Origin of the sequence: Neorhizobium huautlense (genome assembly GCF_002968575.1) — a bacterium.
GTDB classification, from domain to species: Bacteria; Pseudomonadota; Alphaproteobacteria; order Rhizobiales; family Rhizobiaceae; genus Neorhizobium; species Neorhizobium huautlense.
In genome coordinates, this window is sequence record NZ_PVBM01000010.1 from 29497 (window position 1) to 44547 (window position 15051).

Sequence of the window (15051 nt, forward strand, 5' to 3'; positions counted from 1 at the left end):
CCATGACATGGTCGATCGTCGCGCGTGACACGCAAACCGGTCATCTGGGAATAGCCGTCGCCAGCCGCTTCTTTGCTGTCGGCAGCGCGGTACCGCATATCAAGGGCAGAGTGGGTGCCGTCGCAACCCAGGCCTTCGTCAGCCCGCTCTACGGCACGGACGGCCTGAAACTTCTGGAAGAGGGCAGGAGCCCGCAGGAGATCATCGAGACGCTGACCGCCCGCGATGATGGTCGCCGCCAGCGCCAATTCCACCTGATCGATGCCGGCGGTCGCAACGCGGCCTATACCGGCGAGATTTGCGTCGATTGGGCCGGGCATCTGGTGGAGGACAACGTTTCCGTTGCCGGCAACATGCTGACCGGGCCAGAGGTAATCGCCGAAACGCTGCGGGTCTATAAGGAAAAGGCCGCCGCCGGTGCTCCGCTTGCCGAACGCCTGCTCGACGCCATGGATGCCGGCGAGGCAGCCGGCGGCGACAAGCGCGGCAGGCAGTCCGCCGCCATGGTGATCTACCGCGACCAGGATTATCCCTGGTTGCGCATCAACGCCGATGACCATTCCGATCCGCTCAAAGAATTGCGCCGGCTTTATGCCGTCGCGCAGGAGCGGTTCCTGCATGTCGCCGAAACGATGCCGACCCGCGAAAACCCGCATGGCATGATCGACCGGCGTGTCATCGATCAGAAGATAGCCGCGCTGGAAGCCGCCCGTGAGGCGGAAGGCCGTCCATCCGCCTCCTTTGCAACACCCTGGAAACCCCAATGAGGGAGGCGGTCATGAGCGAAGTACCAGTCCTTTCAGTCAAAAATCTCAACACGTCCTTCCTGGTCGATGGCGAATGGAAGAACGTCGTGCGCGACGTCTCCTTCGACGTATATCCCGGCGAGACGGTCGCAATTGTCGGCGAGAGCGGCTCCGGCAAGAGCGTCACATCGCTGTCGATCATGCGTCTGTTGGCTGCCAACACCAGCCGTATCGAAGGCAGGATCATGCTCTCCGGCAGAAATCTCCTGTCGATATCGGAAAAGGAGATGCGCGGTGTACGCGGTAACGATGCATCGATGATCTTTCAGGAGCCAATGACCTCGCTCAACCCGATCTTCACAATCGGAAGGCAGATCTCCGAGGTGCTGACCCGCCACAAGGGATTGTCGAAAGCGCAAGCGCGTGCTGAAACCGTGCGGCTGCTTGAAAAAGTCCGCATCCCGAATGCCGGCGCCCGGTTCGACGACTATCCGCACCAGTTCTCCGGCGGCATGCGCCAGCGCGTCATGATCGCCATGGCCTTGGCATCGAAGCCGAAGCTGCTGATCGCCGACGAACCGACCACCGCGCTTGATGTCACCATCCAGGGACAGATCCTCGACCTGATCAAGCTGTTGCAGGAGGAGGAGGGCATGTCGGTGCTCTTCGTGACCCATGACATGGGTGTGGTCGCCGAGATCGCCGATCGCACCATCGTCATGTATCGCGGGGAGGCGGTTGAGAGCGGCCCGACGGAAGAGATCTTCCATCGCGGCAAACATCCCTATACGCGGGCGCTTCTCTCTGCCGTGCCCCGGCTCGGTTCCATGCAGAACCGCAGGTGGCCGACACGGTTTCCGGTTGTGGATGTGAAGACAGGCGAGGTGGCAGAGCCTTCAGAAATTGCCGGCACGGTCGCCAAGGGCAGGACGCCGGTTCTTGCGGTGAAGAATCTCGTCACACGCTTCCCCGTCCGTTCAGGACTGTTCGCCCGCCAGACTGGCGCGGTGCATGCGGTCGAGAACATTTCTTTCGATCTGTTTCAGGGTGAGACCTTGTCACTGGTCGGTGAATCCGGCTGCGGCAAGTCGACCACGGGCCGTTCGATCATGCGGCTGATCGAGCCGACCGGCGGCGACGTGGCACTCGACGGTTATGACGTCCTGCGCCTCGATCAGACCGGCCTTCGCAATATGCGCAAGACCATCCAGATGATCTTCCAGGATCCGTTCTCGTCGCTCAACCCGCGCATGACGGTCGGCGCCGCAATTTCCGAGCCCTTCGTCAAGCACAAGCTCGGCAATACAAAGGAGGCCAGGGAAAAGACCGCCGACCTGTTGCTGAAGGTCGGCCTGTCGCCCGATATGGCAGGCCGCTACCCGCATGAGTTCTCCGGTGGTCAGCGGCAACGTATTGCCATTGCTCGTGCTCTGTCGCTCGACCCGAAGGTGATTGTCGCCGACGAGAGCGTTTCGGCGCTCGACGTGTCGATCAAGGCGCAGGTCTGCAACCTGCTCCTCGACCTGCAGCAGAGCCTGAACCTGGCTTTCCTCTTCATCAGCCACGATATGGCGGTGGTGGAGCGTGTAAGCCACCGGGTGGCGGTCATGTATCTTGGCGAGATCGTCGAGATCGGCCCGCGTGCTGCTGTCTTCGACAACCCGCAGCATCCCTATACGAAAAAGCTGATGGCGGCGGTGCCGGTGCCCGATCCTTCACGCCGTGGCATCCGGCGCGGAATTTCAAACGACGAGCTGAAAAGCCCCGTCAGGTCGATCGGTTATCAACCACCGAAAAGGCAGTATCGCGAGGTTTCCGATGGGCATCTCGTGCAGGTTGCGTGACGGCTGCAGAGCTAGATCAGCCTGAGGCCCTTGAGGCTGACATGCCCGTCCTTGCCGACGATGATGTGGTCATGCACCGTGATGCCGAGTGGTTTTGCGGTATCGATGATCGTCTTCGTCATGTCGATATCGGCGCGCGACGGCGTCGGGTCGCCGCTCGGATGGTTGTGGACGAGGATGATCGCCGTGGCGGAAAGCTCCAGCGCGCGGCGCACCACCTCACGGGGATAGACCGGCGTATGGTCGACCGTCCCCTGGCCCTGCACCTCGTCTGCAATCAGCGCATTGCGCTTGTCGAGGAACAGGATGCGGAACTGCTCGCGGGACTCGTAGGCCATCGCGGCGTGGCAATAGTCGATGACCGATGACCAGGAGGAAAGCACCTGCTTTCCGCGCAACTCGCTTTTCAGCATGCGCTGCCCGACGGTCGCGACGAGCTTGAGGTCGAGCGCCACCGCTTCGCCGACGCCCTTGACCTCTTGCAGCAGCGTAGCGGGAGCGCCGAAGACGCCTGCAAGGGTGCCGAAGCGGTCGAGCAGAGCCTTGGCGATCGGCTTGGTGTCGCGCCGGGGGATCAGCCGGAAGAGCAGCAGTTCAAGGATTTCGTAGTCGGCCAGCGCCGTGTCGCCATGGTCCCGGTATTTTGTTCGGAGCCGCTCGCGATGGCCATGGTAATGGGCAGCCGGCTCGTCCTTCAGGACGGGTGAGGATTTTTTGAGCGCCTTTGGTTTGGAAAGCTGCTCGGCAAAAAAGCCACGCTCGTCTTCAAGAAGGGACTGCTGATCGTCCGGAGGAGCCGAGCGGTTTGCCATGACTACCTCGATAGTGGTGGCAGGCCCGGTCGGTCCAGCCCGCCGGGCGAGAGGGTGAATATCTCGCATCCCGTCGCCGTCACGCCGACGGCATGTTCGTATTGCGCTGACAGCGACCGGTCCCGCGTGACCGCCGTCCAGCCGTCGGAAAGCACCTTCACATGCGGCTTGCCGAGGTTGATCATCGGTTCGATGGTGAAGATCATCCCTTCCTTCATCTCCGGACCTTCATCGGCCCGTCCATAGTGGAGGATATTTGGCGAGTCATGGAAAAGCCGACCGACGCCATGGCCGCAGAAATCGCGCACCACCGAGCAGCGCTCCGCTTCCGCATAGGTCTGGATCGCTTCGCCGATGGCGCCGGTGCGGGCGCCGGGGCGGACGGCCGCGATGCCGCGCAACAGGCATTCGTAGGTGACTTCCAAGAGCCGTTCCGCAGCGCGTTTGATCTGGCCCACCGGATACATGCGGCTCGAATCCCCGTGCCAGCCGTCAAGGATATAGGTGACGTCGATATTGACGATGTCGCCTTCCCGCAGCGGCTTGTCGTCCGGCATGCCGTGGCAGACGACATGGTTGATCGAGGTACAGACGGAATATTTATAGCCGCGATAATTCAGGGTCGCCGGAAGCGCGCCGTGATCCATGCCGAATTCGAAGACGAAGCGGTCGATTGCCTGGGTGGTGACGCCGGGTTGGACGATCGCCGCAAGCTCGTCCAGGCAGCGCGCCGTGAGCAGGCAGGCTTTGCGCATGCCAGCAAAGTCTTCCGGTGAGTAGAGCCGGATCGCGCCCGTATTCTTCAAAGGGGCGGAAACCGCCTCGATGTAGTTGACCATTGTTCTTCTCTCGCAATTTCTCGGTTCATAAAGCAGCCGCACCCGGTTCGTCTATCGGAACCAGCCCAACAGGCACGATTTCTTCGGGCGAAACCCTGCATCGGAGGGCATAGGCCTCGACACCCCGGGCTTTGGCGCGTTCGAAGGCAAGCGCATAAAGCGGGTCGAGATCTGAGCAGATGCGAAAACGCAGGCAGTCGTTTCGCTGGATAAGGTAGATCATCACCGCCCGGTGACCGGCTTCCGCCATGTCGCCGAGCTCTTCGAGATGCTTGGCACCGCGTTGCGTGACGGTATCCGGAAACTCGGCCAGTCCGGCCACGCGACTGAAATGAACGTTCTTTACCTCGACGTAGGCCTTCGGAAGGCCAGAGCCGGAAAGCAGGAAATCGATGCGCGAGTTTCGCCCGTAGCGCTGTTCGCGCTGGATCGTCTCGTAAGGCAAAAGGCTTGGCACCAGGCCGCCGCGGATCGCTTCCTCGGCGAGCCGGTTCGGCAGTCCGGTATTGATGCCGACCATTTCGCCTTCCACCTCGATCATCTCGAACATGTGGCGGTATTTGCGCGTCGGGCTGTCGTGAAAAGAGACCCAGATCGTCGAGCCGGGCGCCGTCAGTCCCCTCATTGAGCCCGTATTCGGGCAGGAGCCGGTGAAGGGGATGCCGTCCTCGGAAATGGCGTCGAAGAGGAAGCGTTTGTAGCGCTGCGACAGCGTCGCGGGAACAAGCGGGGGATCAAAACGCATCGCCAGGATTGTTCAGACGCGGGCGAGCACGTAGGTGCCGGGAGCATCGGCGATCGCATTCAGGGCAGAGCCGCCGGGCTTGCGTGCCGGAACCCGTTTGTCATCCTTGGCCTCGATCCATGCGTGCCAGTGCGGCCACCAGGAGCCCTTGGTCTCTTTGGCCTCGGCGGCCCAGTCCTCGTAATTTCCTTTCGCCTTGCCGCCCGTCCAATACTGATACTTCTGTTTGTCCGGCGGGTTCACGACACCGGCGATATGACCGGAACCGCTCAACACGAAATCAACAGGCCCGCCGAACAGCGATGAGCCCAGGAAAACGGATTTCGGCGGTGCGATATGATCCTCGCGGGTAGCCAGATTATAGACCGGAACCTTGACATCCTTCAGCGAGATCACCTTGCCGCCAAGCGTCATTTCGCCTTTGCTGAGGGTGTTGTTCAGGTAGCAGTTTCGCAGATAATAGGCGTGATTGGCCGCCGCCATGCGGGTGGAGTCGGAGTTCCAGTAGAGCAGGTCGAAAGGCGCCGGTTCCTGGCCCTTGAGGTAATTGTTGACGACATAGGGCCAGATGAGTTCCGAAGCGCGCAGCATGTTGAAGGCGCTCGCCATCCTCGACCCTTCGAGGTAGCCGTCGGCCTTCATCTGCTTTTCGATCGCCGCAAGCTGCTCTTCGTCCACGAATACTTTGAGGTCGCCCGCATGAGTGAAGTCGACCTGGGTGGTGAGGAAGGTCGCCGAGGCAATCCGGCGGTTCTTTTCCTTCGCGTGGTAGGCGAGGGTCGCCGCAAGCAGGGTGCCGCCGACGCAATAGCCGATCGCGTTGACTTGGCGTTCGCCCGTCGCTTTCTCGACCGTTTCAAGCGCGAAATCGATCCCTTCACGCATATAGGACTCCCAGTCCTTCGTGGCGTGCCGCTCGTCCGGGTTGACCCAGGAGATCACGAAGACCGTGTGCCCTTGCTCGACGCACCACTTGATGAAGCTCTTCTGCGGATTGAGGTCGAGGATGTAGAACTTGTTGATCCAGGGCGGGCAGATGAGCAGCGGCCGCTTCAATACCGTGTCTGTGGTTGGCTCGTACTGAATGATCTCACAGACCTCGCTCTGGGCGATCACCTTGCCGGGTGTGAGCGCAAGATTGCGACCGATCGCAAACTGGGTGGCGTCGGTGTGGCGTAGCCGCAGTTCGCCACGCCCGGCGGCGATATCTTCGGCAAGCATCTTCATGCCTGCGACCAGATTGGCGCCGCTGGTTGCCACGGTCTCCCGGTAGACTTCCGGATTGGTGAGAGCGAAATTGACGGGCGAAAGCGCAGCCGTGATCTGCTTCACATAAAAGGCAGCCTTGTGTCTGGTGAAGTCGTCCAGCCCATCCGCCTCATCGACCAGTTTTTCCGCCCAGGACGCAGTGAGGAGATAGACCTGCCGAAGGAAAGCGAAAAAGGGGTTTTTCACCCAGTCCGGGTCGGAGAAGCGCTTGTCTTTCGGCAGCGTCTCCGGTTCCATCGGTTGGCCTGAAAACTGGCTCAGGGTGCGCATCCATATGCCCATGTAACTGGAGAAGAGAAGCGTCTGGGCCTCCAGCGTCCGCTTCGGGTCTGAGATCCAGTACTCGATCACCTTGGAGAGCGTCTTCACGAGGTCGGTCATCGGATCGGCGACCGAATCGACGATTTCTCCCCGTTCGCGGGGAGCGAGCCATTCGGAAGCCGCCTTGCCGAGATTTTCCAACGCGCGGGCAACATTCATTGCGAGCGCCTGTGGATCTTTGACCATGTAGGCCTCGACCGATTTGGGATCGAAACCCGGGAAATCGCGGCTGGTCTCGGCCTTGTCCTCGATCTTCTCCCCCACGTGCGGCCTCCCACTGGTTGTCGTTTGTTTTCGTTTGTACATTGTGCCTGAAAGCGAATACAAGTGCCAGCGATCGCTGCTATCGGGCAGATGTTGCCGGCGCGGAAACTGGGTTAGGGAAATGGAAAAACTGAGGCATCGGGTTATAGGCTTACCGCTTTTTCTGGGTCTTGGCGCGTTGCCTTTCGTGCTTGCCGGCTGCAACAGCAACACCTTTGCTCTTGACGACGGCATTCCAAACACCCCGCCGCCAGCCGTCATAGCGCAATCAAAGACGTCGCCGCCGCCCGGTCCCCTGACCAAGAGGAATACCGGCACCTATCCGACCTTCGATCCGACGCTAACGGCCGCGGCCGAGCAGATCGAAGATCAGGACTATCAGAAGGCGGAGCCCCGTCTGGCTGCCCTTGCCCGCGCCCGCAAGGCAGGCGCGATTTCCGAGGCCGAGTATCAACGGCGCGTTGCCGAATACCGCAAGCTGGCTGCCGAGCACGGCAAGGACGCGCTGGCAAATATCGCCAATTAGCGCTTGCGTTTCGGGCCGTTTGGCCGCAAAGCACAAATCGCCTAAGATGCGCCATGAAGCGGGATAACGCCTGTTTCGCATCTACCTTGGGGAGACACATGGAAGAGTTTCATAAAGTCCGGCGCCTGCCGCCATACGTTTTCGAACAGGTCAACCGTTTGAAGGCGAGCGCGCGAGCGGGCGGGGCGGACATTATCGATCTCGGCATGGGCAACCCCGACCTCCCGACGCCGAAGGCGATCGTCGACAAGCTCTGCGAAGTGGTCCAAGACCCTCGCACCCATCGGTATTCGTCGTCCAAGGGTATTCCCGGTCTGCGCCGCGCACAGGCCGCCTATTATGCGCGCCGTTTCGGGGTCAAGCTGAACCCGGATACGCAGGTCGTGGCGACGCTCGGCTCGAAGGAAGGCTTTGCCAACATGGCGCAGGCGATCACCGCGCCCGGCGACGTGATTCTCTGCCCGAACCCGACTTATCCGATCCACGCCTTCGGTTTTCTGATGGCTGGCGGCGTGATCCGCTCGATGTCGGTGGAACCGGACGAGACATTTTTTCCGCCGCTCGAACGTGCAGTACGGCATTCGATCCCGAAGCCGCTGGCGCTGATCCTCAATTATCCGTCCAATCCGACGGCCCACGTCGCTTCCCTGGATTTCTACAAGGACGTGATCAGCTTTGCGAAGAAGCACGATATCATCGTGCTTTCCGATCTTGCCTATTCGGAAATCTATTTTGAAGGTGAACCGCCGCCGTCCGTGCTGCAGGTGCCGGGTGCAATCGATATCGCCGTCGAATTCACGTCGATGTCGAAGACGTTCTCGATGCCGGGCTGGCGCATGGGCTTCGCCGTCGGCAACGAGCGCCTGATCGCTGCGCTGACACGCGTGAAGTCCTATCTCGACTACGGTGCCTTCACGCCCATCCAGGTGGCCGCGACCCATGCGCTGAATGGCGACGGCTCGGATATCGCAGAGGTCCGCAATATCTACAAGCGGCGCCGCGACGTCATGGTCGACAGCTTCGGCAAGGCCGGTTTCGAAGTGCCGCCGCCTGCGGCGACCATGTTTGCCTGGGCGAAGATCCCGGAGAAGTTCCGCCATCTCGGTTCGCTGGAGTTTTCGAAGCTTCTCGTCGAAAAGGCGGACGTGGCAGTGGCACCGGGAATTGGTTTCGGCGAGCAGGGCGATGATTACGTCCGCCTGGCGCTCGTCGAAAACGAGCACCGCATTCGCCAGGCGGCGCGTAGCATCAAGAAATTCCTTTCGACGGCCGACGACACGATGCATAACGTGATTTCACTCAACACGCGCCGCTGATCCAATTGAATTTCCAGTGGCCCAGGCGGGCCACTTATTCCCAATCAGTCAGGAAGAAAAGCCATGGCAGATGCCCTTAAAGTCGGCATTGCGGGCCTCGGCACCGTGGGTGCCTCGCTCGTCCGGATCATCCAGAACCGTGCGAACGAACTCGCCGTCACGTGCGGCCGTGCAATTGAGATCACAGCGGTAACGGCTCGCGACAGGTCGCGGGATCGCGGCATCGACATCTCGGGCATCGCCTGGTTCGATACGCCGGAAATGCTGGCCGCCGAAGCGGATATCGACGTCTTTGTAGAACTGATAGGTGGGGCGCAAGGTGCAGCCGCAAATTCGGTTCGCACGGCGCTGGAGCGGGGTCTCCATGTGGTGACGGCCAACAAGGCGCTTTTGGCGGCCTCCGGTGTCGAGCTCGCGGCGATTGCGGAGGAAAAGAGCGTTCTCCTGAATTTCGAGGCGGCTGTCGCCGGCGGCATCCCGGTTATCAAGGCGCTTCGCGAGTCCTTGACGGGCAACACCGTCTCGCGCGTCTACGGCATCATGAACGGCACCTGCAACTACATCCTCACCCGGATGGAGAAGGAGGGGCTTTCCTTTGCCGATTGCCTGAAGGAGGCGCAGCGGCTGGGATATGCGGAGGCCGATCCTTCCTTTGACATTGAAGGCAACGATACCGCTCACAAGCTGGCGATCCTGACGACGCTCGCCTTCGGGACGAAGATCGCAGCCGATGAGATCTATCTGGAGGGTATCACCAATATCTCGACCGAGGACATTCACGCTGCGGCCGATCTTGGATACCGGATCAAGCTTCTCGGCGTCGCCCAGAAAACCGATAGCGGCATTGAGCAGCGCGTGCATCCCACCATGGTGCCGTATGATACCGTGATTGCCCAGGTGGACGGCGTAACCAACGCGGTGGCGATCGAGTCCGACATTCTTGGCGAATTGCTGATGGTCGGCCCCGGCGCTGGCGGCAACGCAACGGCCTCTTCCGTGCTCGGCGATATTGCCGATATCGCCAAAAGCCAGCCGGGCGCCCAGCGGGTTCCCGTCCTCGGCACGCCGGCGGCCGCATTGGCGCCCTACCGTCGCGCCCAGATGCGCAGCCACGAAGGCGGCTATTTCATCCGCCTGACCGTTGCGGATCGTACTGGAGTCTTTGCAAGCATCGCAGCACGCATGGCGGAGAACAATATTTCGCTCGAATCGATCATGCAGCGCGCCAAGCCGGATGCGTCCGACGACACGTCCAAGACCATTATCCTCGTCACGCACGCGACAACGGAGGATTCTGTCCGGAAGGCCGTCGATGCGATCAAGGCCGAGAGTTATCTGGCCGGGGAACCGCAGGTGATTCGGATCGAACGGCCGAAAGCGTTCTGAGATGGATGCACGACGGGAGCAAAGCGTCGCGTAGCCTGATCCGGCGCATGCCAGGGATCACGACAGCGGCGGCGCTCTTGTCCCGGTTCTGAAGGACCGGGACGCCCGCACGAACAGCAATCCGTTCACGCTCCTCGCAAATCGATTCCGATTTCGGTTGGAATGCGGTAGAAGCGGTCAATGACCAGATTTATCTCCGCGCTTTCCTCGGCGGCGGAAACGGTTGATCCCGTGCCGCGCGCATTCCTTGGCGTCGAACGCTCCGCAAGCGACCAGCGCTGGATGTCGCGTCTCGACCAGGCAGCGCAAAACCGCGCCCTCGCCATCGCACAGATCCACGGCATTCCCGACCTCGTCGCTCGCGTACTGGCGGGACGCGGCGTTTCCCTCGACGATGCACCGGCGTTCCTGGACCCGACTATCCGCTCGCTGATGCCCGAGCCCTACACGCTGACTGATTGCGAAAAGGCGGTTGGCCGTATTGCCGAGGCGATCGCGAAGCGCCAGAAGGTCGCGATCTTCGGAGACTACGACGTCGACGGTGCGGCGTCCTCCGCGCTGCTTTACCGCTTTCTGCAGCATTTCGGCGTCGAGGCCGAGATCTATATTCCTGATCGCATTTTCGAGGGCTACGGACCGAATCCGGCAGCGATCCGCCAACTGATCGCCAATGGCGCGGGACTGATCGTCACGGTCGATTGCGGTTCCACCAGTTTCGACGCACTGGCCGCGGCGCGCGAAGAGGGCTGCGACGTCGTCGTCATCGACCACCATCAACTCGGCCATGAGCTGCCGCCCTGTCTCGCGCTCGTTAATCCCAATCGCGAGGATGACCTGTCGGGCCAGGGGCATCTCTGCGCCGCGGGCGTCGTCTTCATGGTGCTTGTCGCGGCGGCTCGGCATTTGCGGCAACTGGGTGATTCTCGTGCCAAATCGCTTGATCTGCTCGGCTGGCTGGACATCGTGGCACTTGCCACTGTCTGCGATGTGGTGCCGCTGAAGGGGCTCAACCGCGCCTATGTGGTCAAGGGTTTGATCGCAGCGCGCCACATGGACAATGCAGGGCTTGCCGCACTTTTTCGCAAGGCGGGGCTCGGCGGGCCGGTGACGCCCTATCATTTTGGCTTCCTGATCGGCCCGCGCATCAATGCGGGCGGACGCATCGGCGATGCAGCGCTTGGAAGCCGGCTTCTGACGCTCGACGATGCGATCGAGGCAGAAGAGATCGCCGGTAGGCTGGACGACCTGAACCGCGAGCGGCAGGCCATGGAAGCGGCCATGCTGGCCGAAGCGGAAGCGGAGGTACTAGCGGAATACGGGACAGGCGAGGGCGCCTGCGTCATCGTCACCGCGCGTGAGAACTGGCATCCCGGTATCGTCGGCCTGATCGCCGCGCGGCTGAAGGAAAAGTTCAAGCGGCCAGCCTTCGCGATTGCCTTTGATCCCTCCGGCAAGGGTACGGGTTCCGGCCGCTCGATCAACGGTTTCGACATGGGCCGGATGGTGCGGGCCGCAGTCGAGGCCGGGCTCTTGATGAAGGGCGGCGGTCACGCCATGGCCGCAGGCCTGACGGTCGAGCGGGTCAATCTCGGCCGCCTGCGGGCGTTCTTCGAGGAGACGGCCGGTGAAGCCGTGCCTTCGTTGGTTGCCAATCATGTGCTGAAGATCGACGGGGCCTTGTCGGCCTCAGGCGCGACATTGGAGCTCTTCGATCTTCTCGAACAGGCAGGCCCCTATGGATCCGGCCATCCCCAGCCGATCTTCGCAATCCCGGCGCATAGACTGAAGGACGCGCGTCTCGTCGGTACGGCGCATATCAAGGTGACGCTGGAAGCGGCGGATGGGACGCGTCTGGAGGGTATCGCCTTCCGCGCGGCCGAAACGCCGCTTGGCAATATGCTCCTCAATTCCCGCGGATCGCAGATACACGCCGCCGGTTGCCTTAGCGCGGATCACTGGCAGGGCCATCGTCGAATCCAGCTCCGTCTTCTCGATGCAGTGAAGGCTGCTTGAGAGGCATTCTTCCGGATTGTGGAGAGAAGGAAGTGGCACGCCCTAGGGGAGTCGAACCCCTCTTCCCAGAATGAAAATCTGGTGTCCTAACCGATAGACGAAGGGCGCCTGCGCTTCGTGGTGGCGCCCTTATAGAGAGGTGTTTTCTTTCCCGCAAGCGCAAATTTCATGTTTTTGCACATCGCAAATGCGAAAAACCATGGTGTGCAAAATGCACCCGCGAGACGGGTCAGAATGCATAGATAACAATGACTTAGGGAAAAAGAAGTGGCACGCCCTAGGGGAGTCGAACCCCTCTTCCCAGAATGAAAATCTGGTGTCCTAACCGATAGACGAAGGGCGCCTGCGCTTCGTGGTGGCGCCCTTATAGAGAGGGGATTTCTTTCCCGCAAGCGCCAAAATCATCTTTTTCGCAAAAAAATGACAGCTGCTTGCGGATTCGGTCGTTCTCCGAAAAACCGTAAGAATCAGCAGCTTACCGAATTTCCTTGTTCGTCGGCGCTGCAAGCCGCCGCCGGTGCCGGCTGCTGCATGCTGTAGACGCTGGAAGCCACGGCGTTGAAGTTGCGCCTCGGCAGTTCTGCTGGGACGGGACCGCTTGCAGATGGTTCGGTCGAGAGTGCCGGCGGATTGGTGGAAAAGATCGTGCCGCTGCCGGCGCGTACCCCGGTCGGCTGCGTGACGAGGCCTGCGATGGAGGTTGGTTGACTGGGCGCCGGCGGAAAGGCGCCCTCGGCCCCCGGGAGGGCCGTGGCAGCCTCTGGCGCGGACTGGGCGGTATGCGCCTCTTGACTGGCCGCCCTGGAGATCGCCGGATCGACATAAAGGTTCGAGGCCGTGGCGCCACCCTTAGCGAGAATTCCCTTGGCGCTGGCCGGGCTGGCAGGTTGAACCTGCGGCCCATCGGCATCGGCGGTTTTCTTCATCGTGTTGCAGCCGGCCAGCGTCAGCGCACCCAGGCACGTGGCTGCCGCCAGCATCGCCCAGCGGATGTTTGAAGCAAATTTGGTTGTTGGCAAAGGTTGCCCCATCGGCTCTTTCGCGCGCATCATGCCGCGAATCATATGTTCGAGCATCTCTGCGAATCAGGACGGGGGCAAGCGGCGCGACGGCATGTTGCCGTCGCGAGGTCAGCTTGGGACAAGCTTGCATTTCGGCTGGCGCGGCGGCATGAGCGCCGCGCCACGATTGTTACCAGGCGCCGGTATTCGGCATCGATGCCCAGGGTTCGGCGATGGGCAGGCTCTCGCCCTTCTGGAGAAGTTCGATCGATATGCCGTCGGGCGAACGGATAAAGGCCATGCGGCCTTCACGCGGGGGACGGTTGATGGTGATGCCGCTGTCCTGCAGATGTTTGCAGAGGTCGTAGATATTGTCGACCTCATAGGCAAGGTGACCGAAATTGCGTCCGCCTGTATAATCCTCCGTGTCCCAGTTGTAGGTGAGCTCGAGACAAGGGGCCTGGTTCTGTTTGGCGGCGTCAACGTCGTCGCGGGCTGCGAGGAAGACCAGCGTGAAGCGGCCCTTCTCGTTTTCGATGCGGCGGATTTCATCCAGTCCGAATACGGTTTTGTAGAAATGAAGCGAAGCATCCAGGTCTTTGACCCGAACCATGGTATGAAGATAGCGCATTAAGACGTCTCCCTCGGGTAAACACCGAAGGGATATGGCGCAGACGCCAGCCTGGAGCAAGCCACCTTCAATAGACATCAGGGTGGATAAAGCCGAGACGGGGGCTTGCGCTGTAGGGTTAGCGGGATGTTAATCTACTCGCTAAGAATCAGTTAAAACCGTCATGTCGTAACGCGTAATCTGAGGGGCCGGAAGGATATGGCAGACAGGATGTCATCGAAGGGCGTTGCCGGTTTCGAGGAGCTTTCGGGTGAGCCGGTTGAGCTGATCGAGATCACCGGTGTCGTCAAATGGTTCGACGTGGCCAAGGGGTTCGGCTTCATCGTTCCGGACAATGGCATGCAGGACGTTCTCTTGCATGTCACGTGCCTGAGGCGTGACGGATACCAGACGATCCTGGAGGGTACGCGGATCGTGGCGATGATCCAGAAGCGGGATCGCGGCTACCAGGCCTTCCGTATCCTTTCCATGGATCAGTCGACGGCCGTCCACCCTTCCCAGCTTCCGCCGGTCCGAACCCATGTGCAGGTGACGCCGACCAGCGGCCTTGAACGCGCACTGGTCAAATGGTTCAATCGCACCAAGGGTTTCGGCTTTTTGACGCGGGGCGAGGGGACAGAGGATATTTTTGTCCACATGGAGACGCTTCGCCGCTTCGGCCTGACGGAGCTGCGCCCAGGGCAGGTGGTGCTGGTGCGCTTCGGACCCGGCGACAAGGGGTTGATGGCGGCCGAGATCCACCCCGACAATCCTAATCCCGTGAGCCGGTCGCACTGATGCGTTCGCCGTTGCCGATCCTGTTCAAAAGCGCCCTTGGGGCGCTTTTTCTGCTCCTTGCGACCATGGTTATGGCGCAGGAAGTCTCGTTTTCTCGCGATGAACTGTCGATCAGAACGGCCGCCGGTAAGACCCATGAATTCTCGGTGGAGCTTGCCGTAACGGATGCACAGCGCGCGCAGGGCCTGATGTTCCGCAAGACCATGCCTCCGGACCACGGCATGTTGTTCGATTTCGGCGAGGCCCGCCCGGTTGCGATGTGGATGGAGAATACCATCCTGCCGCTCGACATGCTGTTCATTCAGGGCGACGGCACCATCTCCCATATTCGAGAAAACGCCGTTCCCTATGCGCGCGATGTCATCGATTCGCGCGGGCCGGTGAAATTCGTGCTGGAACTGAATGGCGGTCGTGCGCGATCCCTCGGCATCAAGGTCGGCGACAAGGTCATCAGCCGGCGCATCGGCAACCGTTAGCGATTTCTCCGCATCTTTTCTGTTTGGCTAGGCGAACTTATCTATTTTTGGTGTTGCGGCACAAATGGGAACCGTGTATCTCGCA

At 60.9% G+C, this 15051-nt stretch carries 13 protein-coding genes, 2 tRNA genes and 1 pseudogene; 8 read left to right on the plus strand and 8 right to left on the minus strand.

Annotated features, from left to right (window positions below):
- Positions 1 to 2: 2 nt before the first annotated feature.
- Positions 3 to 767, plus strand: coding sequence for a DUF1028 domain-containing protein (locus C5L12_RS12985; RefSeq protein WP_105372473.1), 765 nt, complete (start codon positions 3 to 5; stop codon positions 765 to 767).
- Between the two features lie 11 nt (positions 768 to 778).
- Positions 779 to 2590 (plus strand): ABC transporter ATP-binding protein, encoded by a 1812-nt coding sequence (locus C5L12_RS12990; protein WP_105372609.1) that lies wholly within the window; start codon positions 779 to 781, stop codon positions 2588 to 2590.
- A gap of 11 nt (positions 2591 to 2601) precedes the next feature.
- Here C5L12_RS12990 and radC read toward each other — a convergent pair.
- From radC to C5L12_RS13010, 4 genes and pseudogenes are all read right to left on the minus strand, one after another.
- Positions 2602 to 3354: pseudogene (gene radC / locus C5L12_RS12995) on the minus strand (RadC family protein); the annotation flags it as partial.
- A 50-nt stretch (positions 3355 to 3404) separates the two neighbouring features.
- On the minus strand, positions 3405 to 4241 hold the full coding sequence (map, locus tag C5L12_RS13000; protein WP_105372475.1) for a type I methionyl aminopeptidase: 837 nt from the start codon (positions 4239 to 4241) through the stop codon (positions 3405 to 3407).
- 25 nt (positions 4242 to 4266) lie between these two features.
- The gene (gene sfsA, locus C5L12_RS13005) at positions 4267 to 4986 is read right to left on the minus strand and encodes a DNA/RNA nuclease SfsA (RefSeq protein ID WP_105372476.1); all 720 of its coding nucleotides are present in this window, start codon (positions 4984 to 4986) and stop codon (positions 4267 to 4269) included.
- A 12-nt stretch (positions 4987 to 4998) separates the two neighbouring features.
- Positions 4999 to 6882: a PHA/PHB synthase family protein gene (locus tag C5L12_RS13010; RefSeq protein WP_105372477.1), complete on the minus strand. Its 1884-nt coding sequence runs from the start codon at positions 6880 to 6882 to the stop codon at positions 4999 to 5001.
- A gap of 79 nt (positions 6883 to 6961) precedes the next feature.
- Here C5L12_RS13010 and C5L12_RS13015 point away from each other — a divergent pair, with 79 nt between their 5' ends.
- The 4 genes from C5L12_RS13015 to recJ all read left to right on the plus strand — a co-directional run bounded on the left by C5L12_RS13015 (position 6962) and on the right by recJ (position 12081).
- Positions 6962 to 7366: a hypothetical protein gene (locus C5L12_RS13015; protein ID WP_105372478.1), complete on the plus strand. Its 405-nt coding sequence runs from the start codon at positions 6962 to 6964 to the stop codon at positions 7364 to 7366.
- A 98-nt stretch (positions 7367 to 7464) separates the two neighbouring features.
- Positions 7465 to 8682, plus strand: a complete 1218-nt coding sequence (locus tag C5L12_RS13020; RefSeq protein ID WP_105372479.1) for an LL-diaminopimelate aminotransferase — start codon at positions 7465 to 7467, stop codon at positions 8680 to 8682.
- A gap of 63 nt (positions 8683 to 8745) precedes the next feature.
- The gene (locus tag C5L12_RS13025) at positions 8746 to 10068 is read left to right on the plus strand and encodes a homoserine dehydrogenase (RefSeq protein WP_105372480.1); all 1323 of its coding nucleotides are present in this window, start codon (positions 8746 to 8748) and stop codon (positions 10066 to 10068) included.
- A gap of 180 nt (positions 10069 to 10248) precedes the next feature.
- Positions 10249 to 12081 (plus strand): single-stranded-DNA-specific exonuclease RecJ, encoded by a 1833-nt coding sequence (recJ, locus tag C5L12_RS13030; RefSeq protein WP_105372481.1) that lies wholly within the window; start codon positions 10249 to 10251, stop codon positions 12079 to 12081.
- A gap of 33 nt (positions 12082 to 12114) precedes the next feature.
- Here the strand turns inward: recJ and C5L12_RS13035 are convergent.
- The 4 genes from C5L12_RS13035 to gloA all read right to left on the minus strand — a co-directional run bounded on the left by C5L12_RS13035 (position 12115) and on the right by gloA (position 13713).
- Positions 12115 to 12189, minus strand: a tRNA-Glu gene (locus tag C5L12_RS13035).
- Positions 12190 to 12349: 160 nt separating this feature from the next.
- Positions 12350 to 12424, minus strand: a tRNA-Glu gene (locus C5L12_RS13040).
- Positions 12425 to 12548: 124 nt separating this feature from the next.
- The gene (locus C5L12_RS13045) at positions 12549 to 13100 is read right to left on the minus strand and encodes a hypothetical protein (RefSeq protein WP_157949044.1); all 552 of its coding nucleotides are present in this window, start codon (positions 13098 to 13100) and stop codon (positions 12549 to 12551) included.
- A 172-nt stretch (positions 13101 to 13272) separates the two neighbouring features.
- Complete coding sequence (gene gloA, locus C5L12_RS13050; protein ID WP_105372483.1) at positions 13273 to 13713, minus strand: lactoylglutathione lyase; 441 nt, start codon at positions 13711 to 13713, stop codon at positions 13273 to 13275.
- 198 nt (positions 13714 to 13911) lie between these two features.
- Here gloA and C5L12_RS13055 point away from each other — a divergent pair, with 198 nt between their 5' ends.
- Both C5L12_RS13055 and C5L12_RS13060 read left to right on the plus strand, forming a co-directional pair.
- The gene (locus C5L12_RS13055; RefSeq protein ID WP_105372484.1) at positions 13912 to 14490 is read left to right on the plus strand and encodes a cold-shock protein; all 579 of its coding nucleotides are present in this window, start codon (positions 13912 to 13914) and stop codon (positions 14488 to 14490) included.
- Positions 14490 to 14966 (plus strand): DUF192 domain-containing protein, encoded by a 477-nt coding sequence (locus tag C5L12_RS13060; protein ID WP_105372485.1) that lies wholly within the window; start codon positions 14490 to 14492, stop codon positions 14964 to 14966. Before C5L12_RS13055 ends, C5L12_RS13060 begins: the two co-directional genes overlap by 1 nt.
- Positions 14967 to 15051 lie beyond the last annotated feature (85 nt).

Excerpts from the sequence above, each read along its gene's own strand:
- recJ (WP_105372481.1), top strand. The coding sequence starts at position 10,249 with ATGACCAGATTTATCTCCGCGCTTTCCTCGGCGGCGGAAACGGTTGAT.
- C5L12_RS13020 (WP_105372479.1), top strand. The coding sequence starts at position 7,465 with ATGGAAGAGTTTCATAAAGTCCGGCGCCTGCCGCCATACGTTTTCGAA.
- map (WP_105372475.1), bottom strand. The coding sequence starts at position 4,241 with ATGGTCAACTACATCGAGGCGGTTTCCGCCCCTTTGAAGAATACGGGC.
- gloA (WP_105372483.1), bottom strand. The coding sequence starts at position 13,713 with ATGCGCTATCTTCATACCATGGTTCGGGTCAAAGACCTGGATGCTTCG.
- sfsA (WP_105372476.1), bottom strand. The coding sequence starts at position 4,986 with ATGCGTTTTGATCCCCCGCTTGTTCCCGCGACGCTGTCGCAGCGCTAC.
- C5L12_RS13060 (WP_105372485.1), top strand. The coding sequence starts at position 14,490 with ATGCGTTCGCCGTTGCCGATCCTGTTCAAAAGCGCCCTTGGGGCGCTT.
- C5L12_RS13010 (WP_105372477.1), bottom strand. The coding sequence starts at position 6,882 with ATGTACAAACGAAAACAAACGACAACCAGTGGGAGGCCGCACGTGGGG.
- C5L12_RS13055 (WP_105372484.1), top strand. The coding sequence starts at position 13,912 with ATGGCAGACAGGATGTCATCGAAGGGCGTTGCCGGTTTCGAGGAGCTT.
- C5L12_RS13015 (WP_105372478.1), top strand. The coding sequence starts at position 6,962 with ATGGAAAAACTGAGGCATCGGGTTATAGGCTTACCGCTTTTTCTGGGT.
- C5L12_RS12990 (WP_105372609.1), top strand. The coding sequence starts at position 779 with ATGAGCGAAGTACCAGTCCTTTCAGTCAAAAATCTCAACACGTCCTTC.
- C5L12_RS13025 (WP_105372480.1), top strand. The coding sequence starts at position 8,746 with ATGGCAGATGCCCTTAAAGTCGGCATTGCGGGCCTCGGCACCGTGGGT.
- C5L12_RS12985 (WP_105372473.1), top strand. The coding sequence starts at position 3 with ATGACATGGTCGATCGTCGCGCGTGACACGCAAACCGGTCATCTGGGA.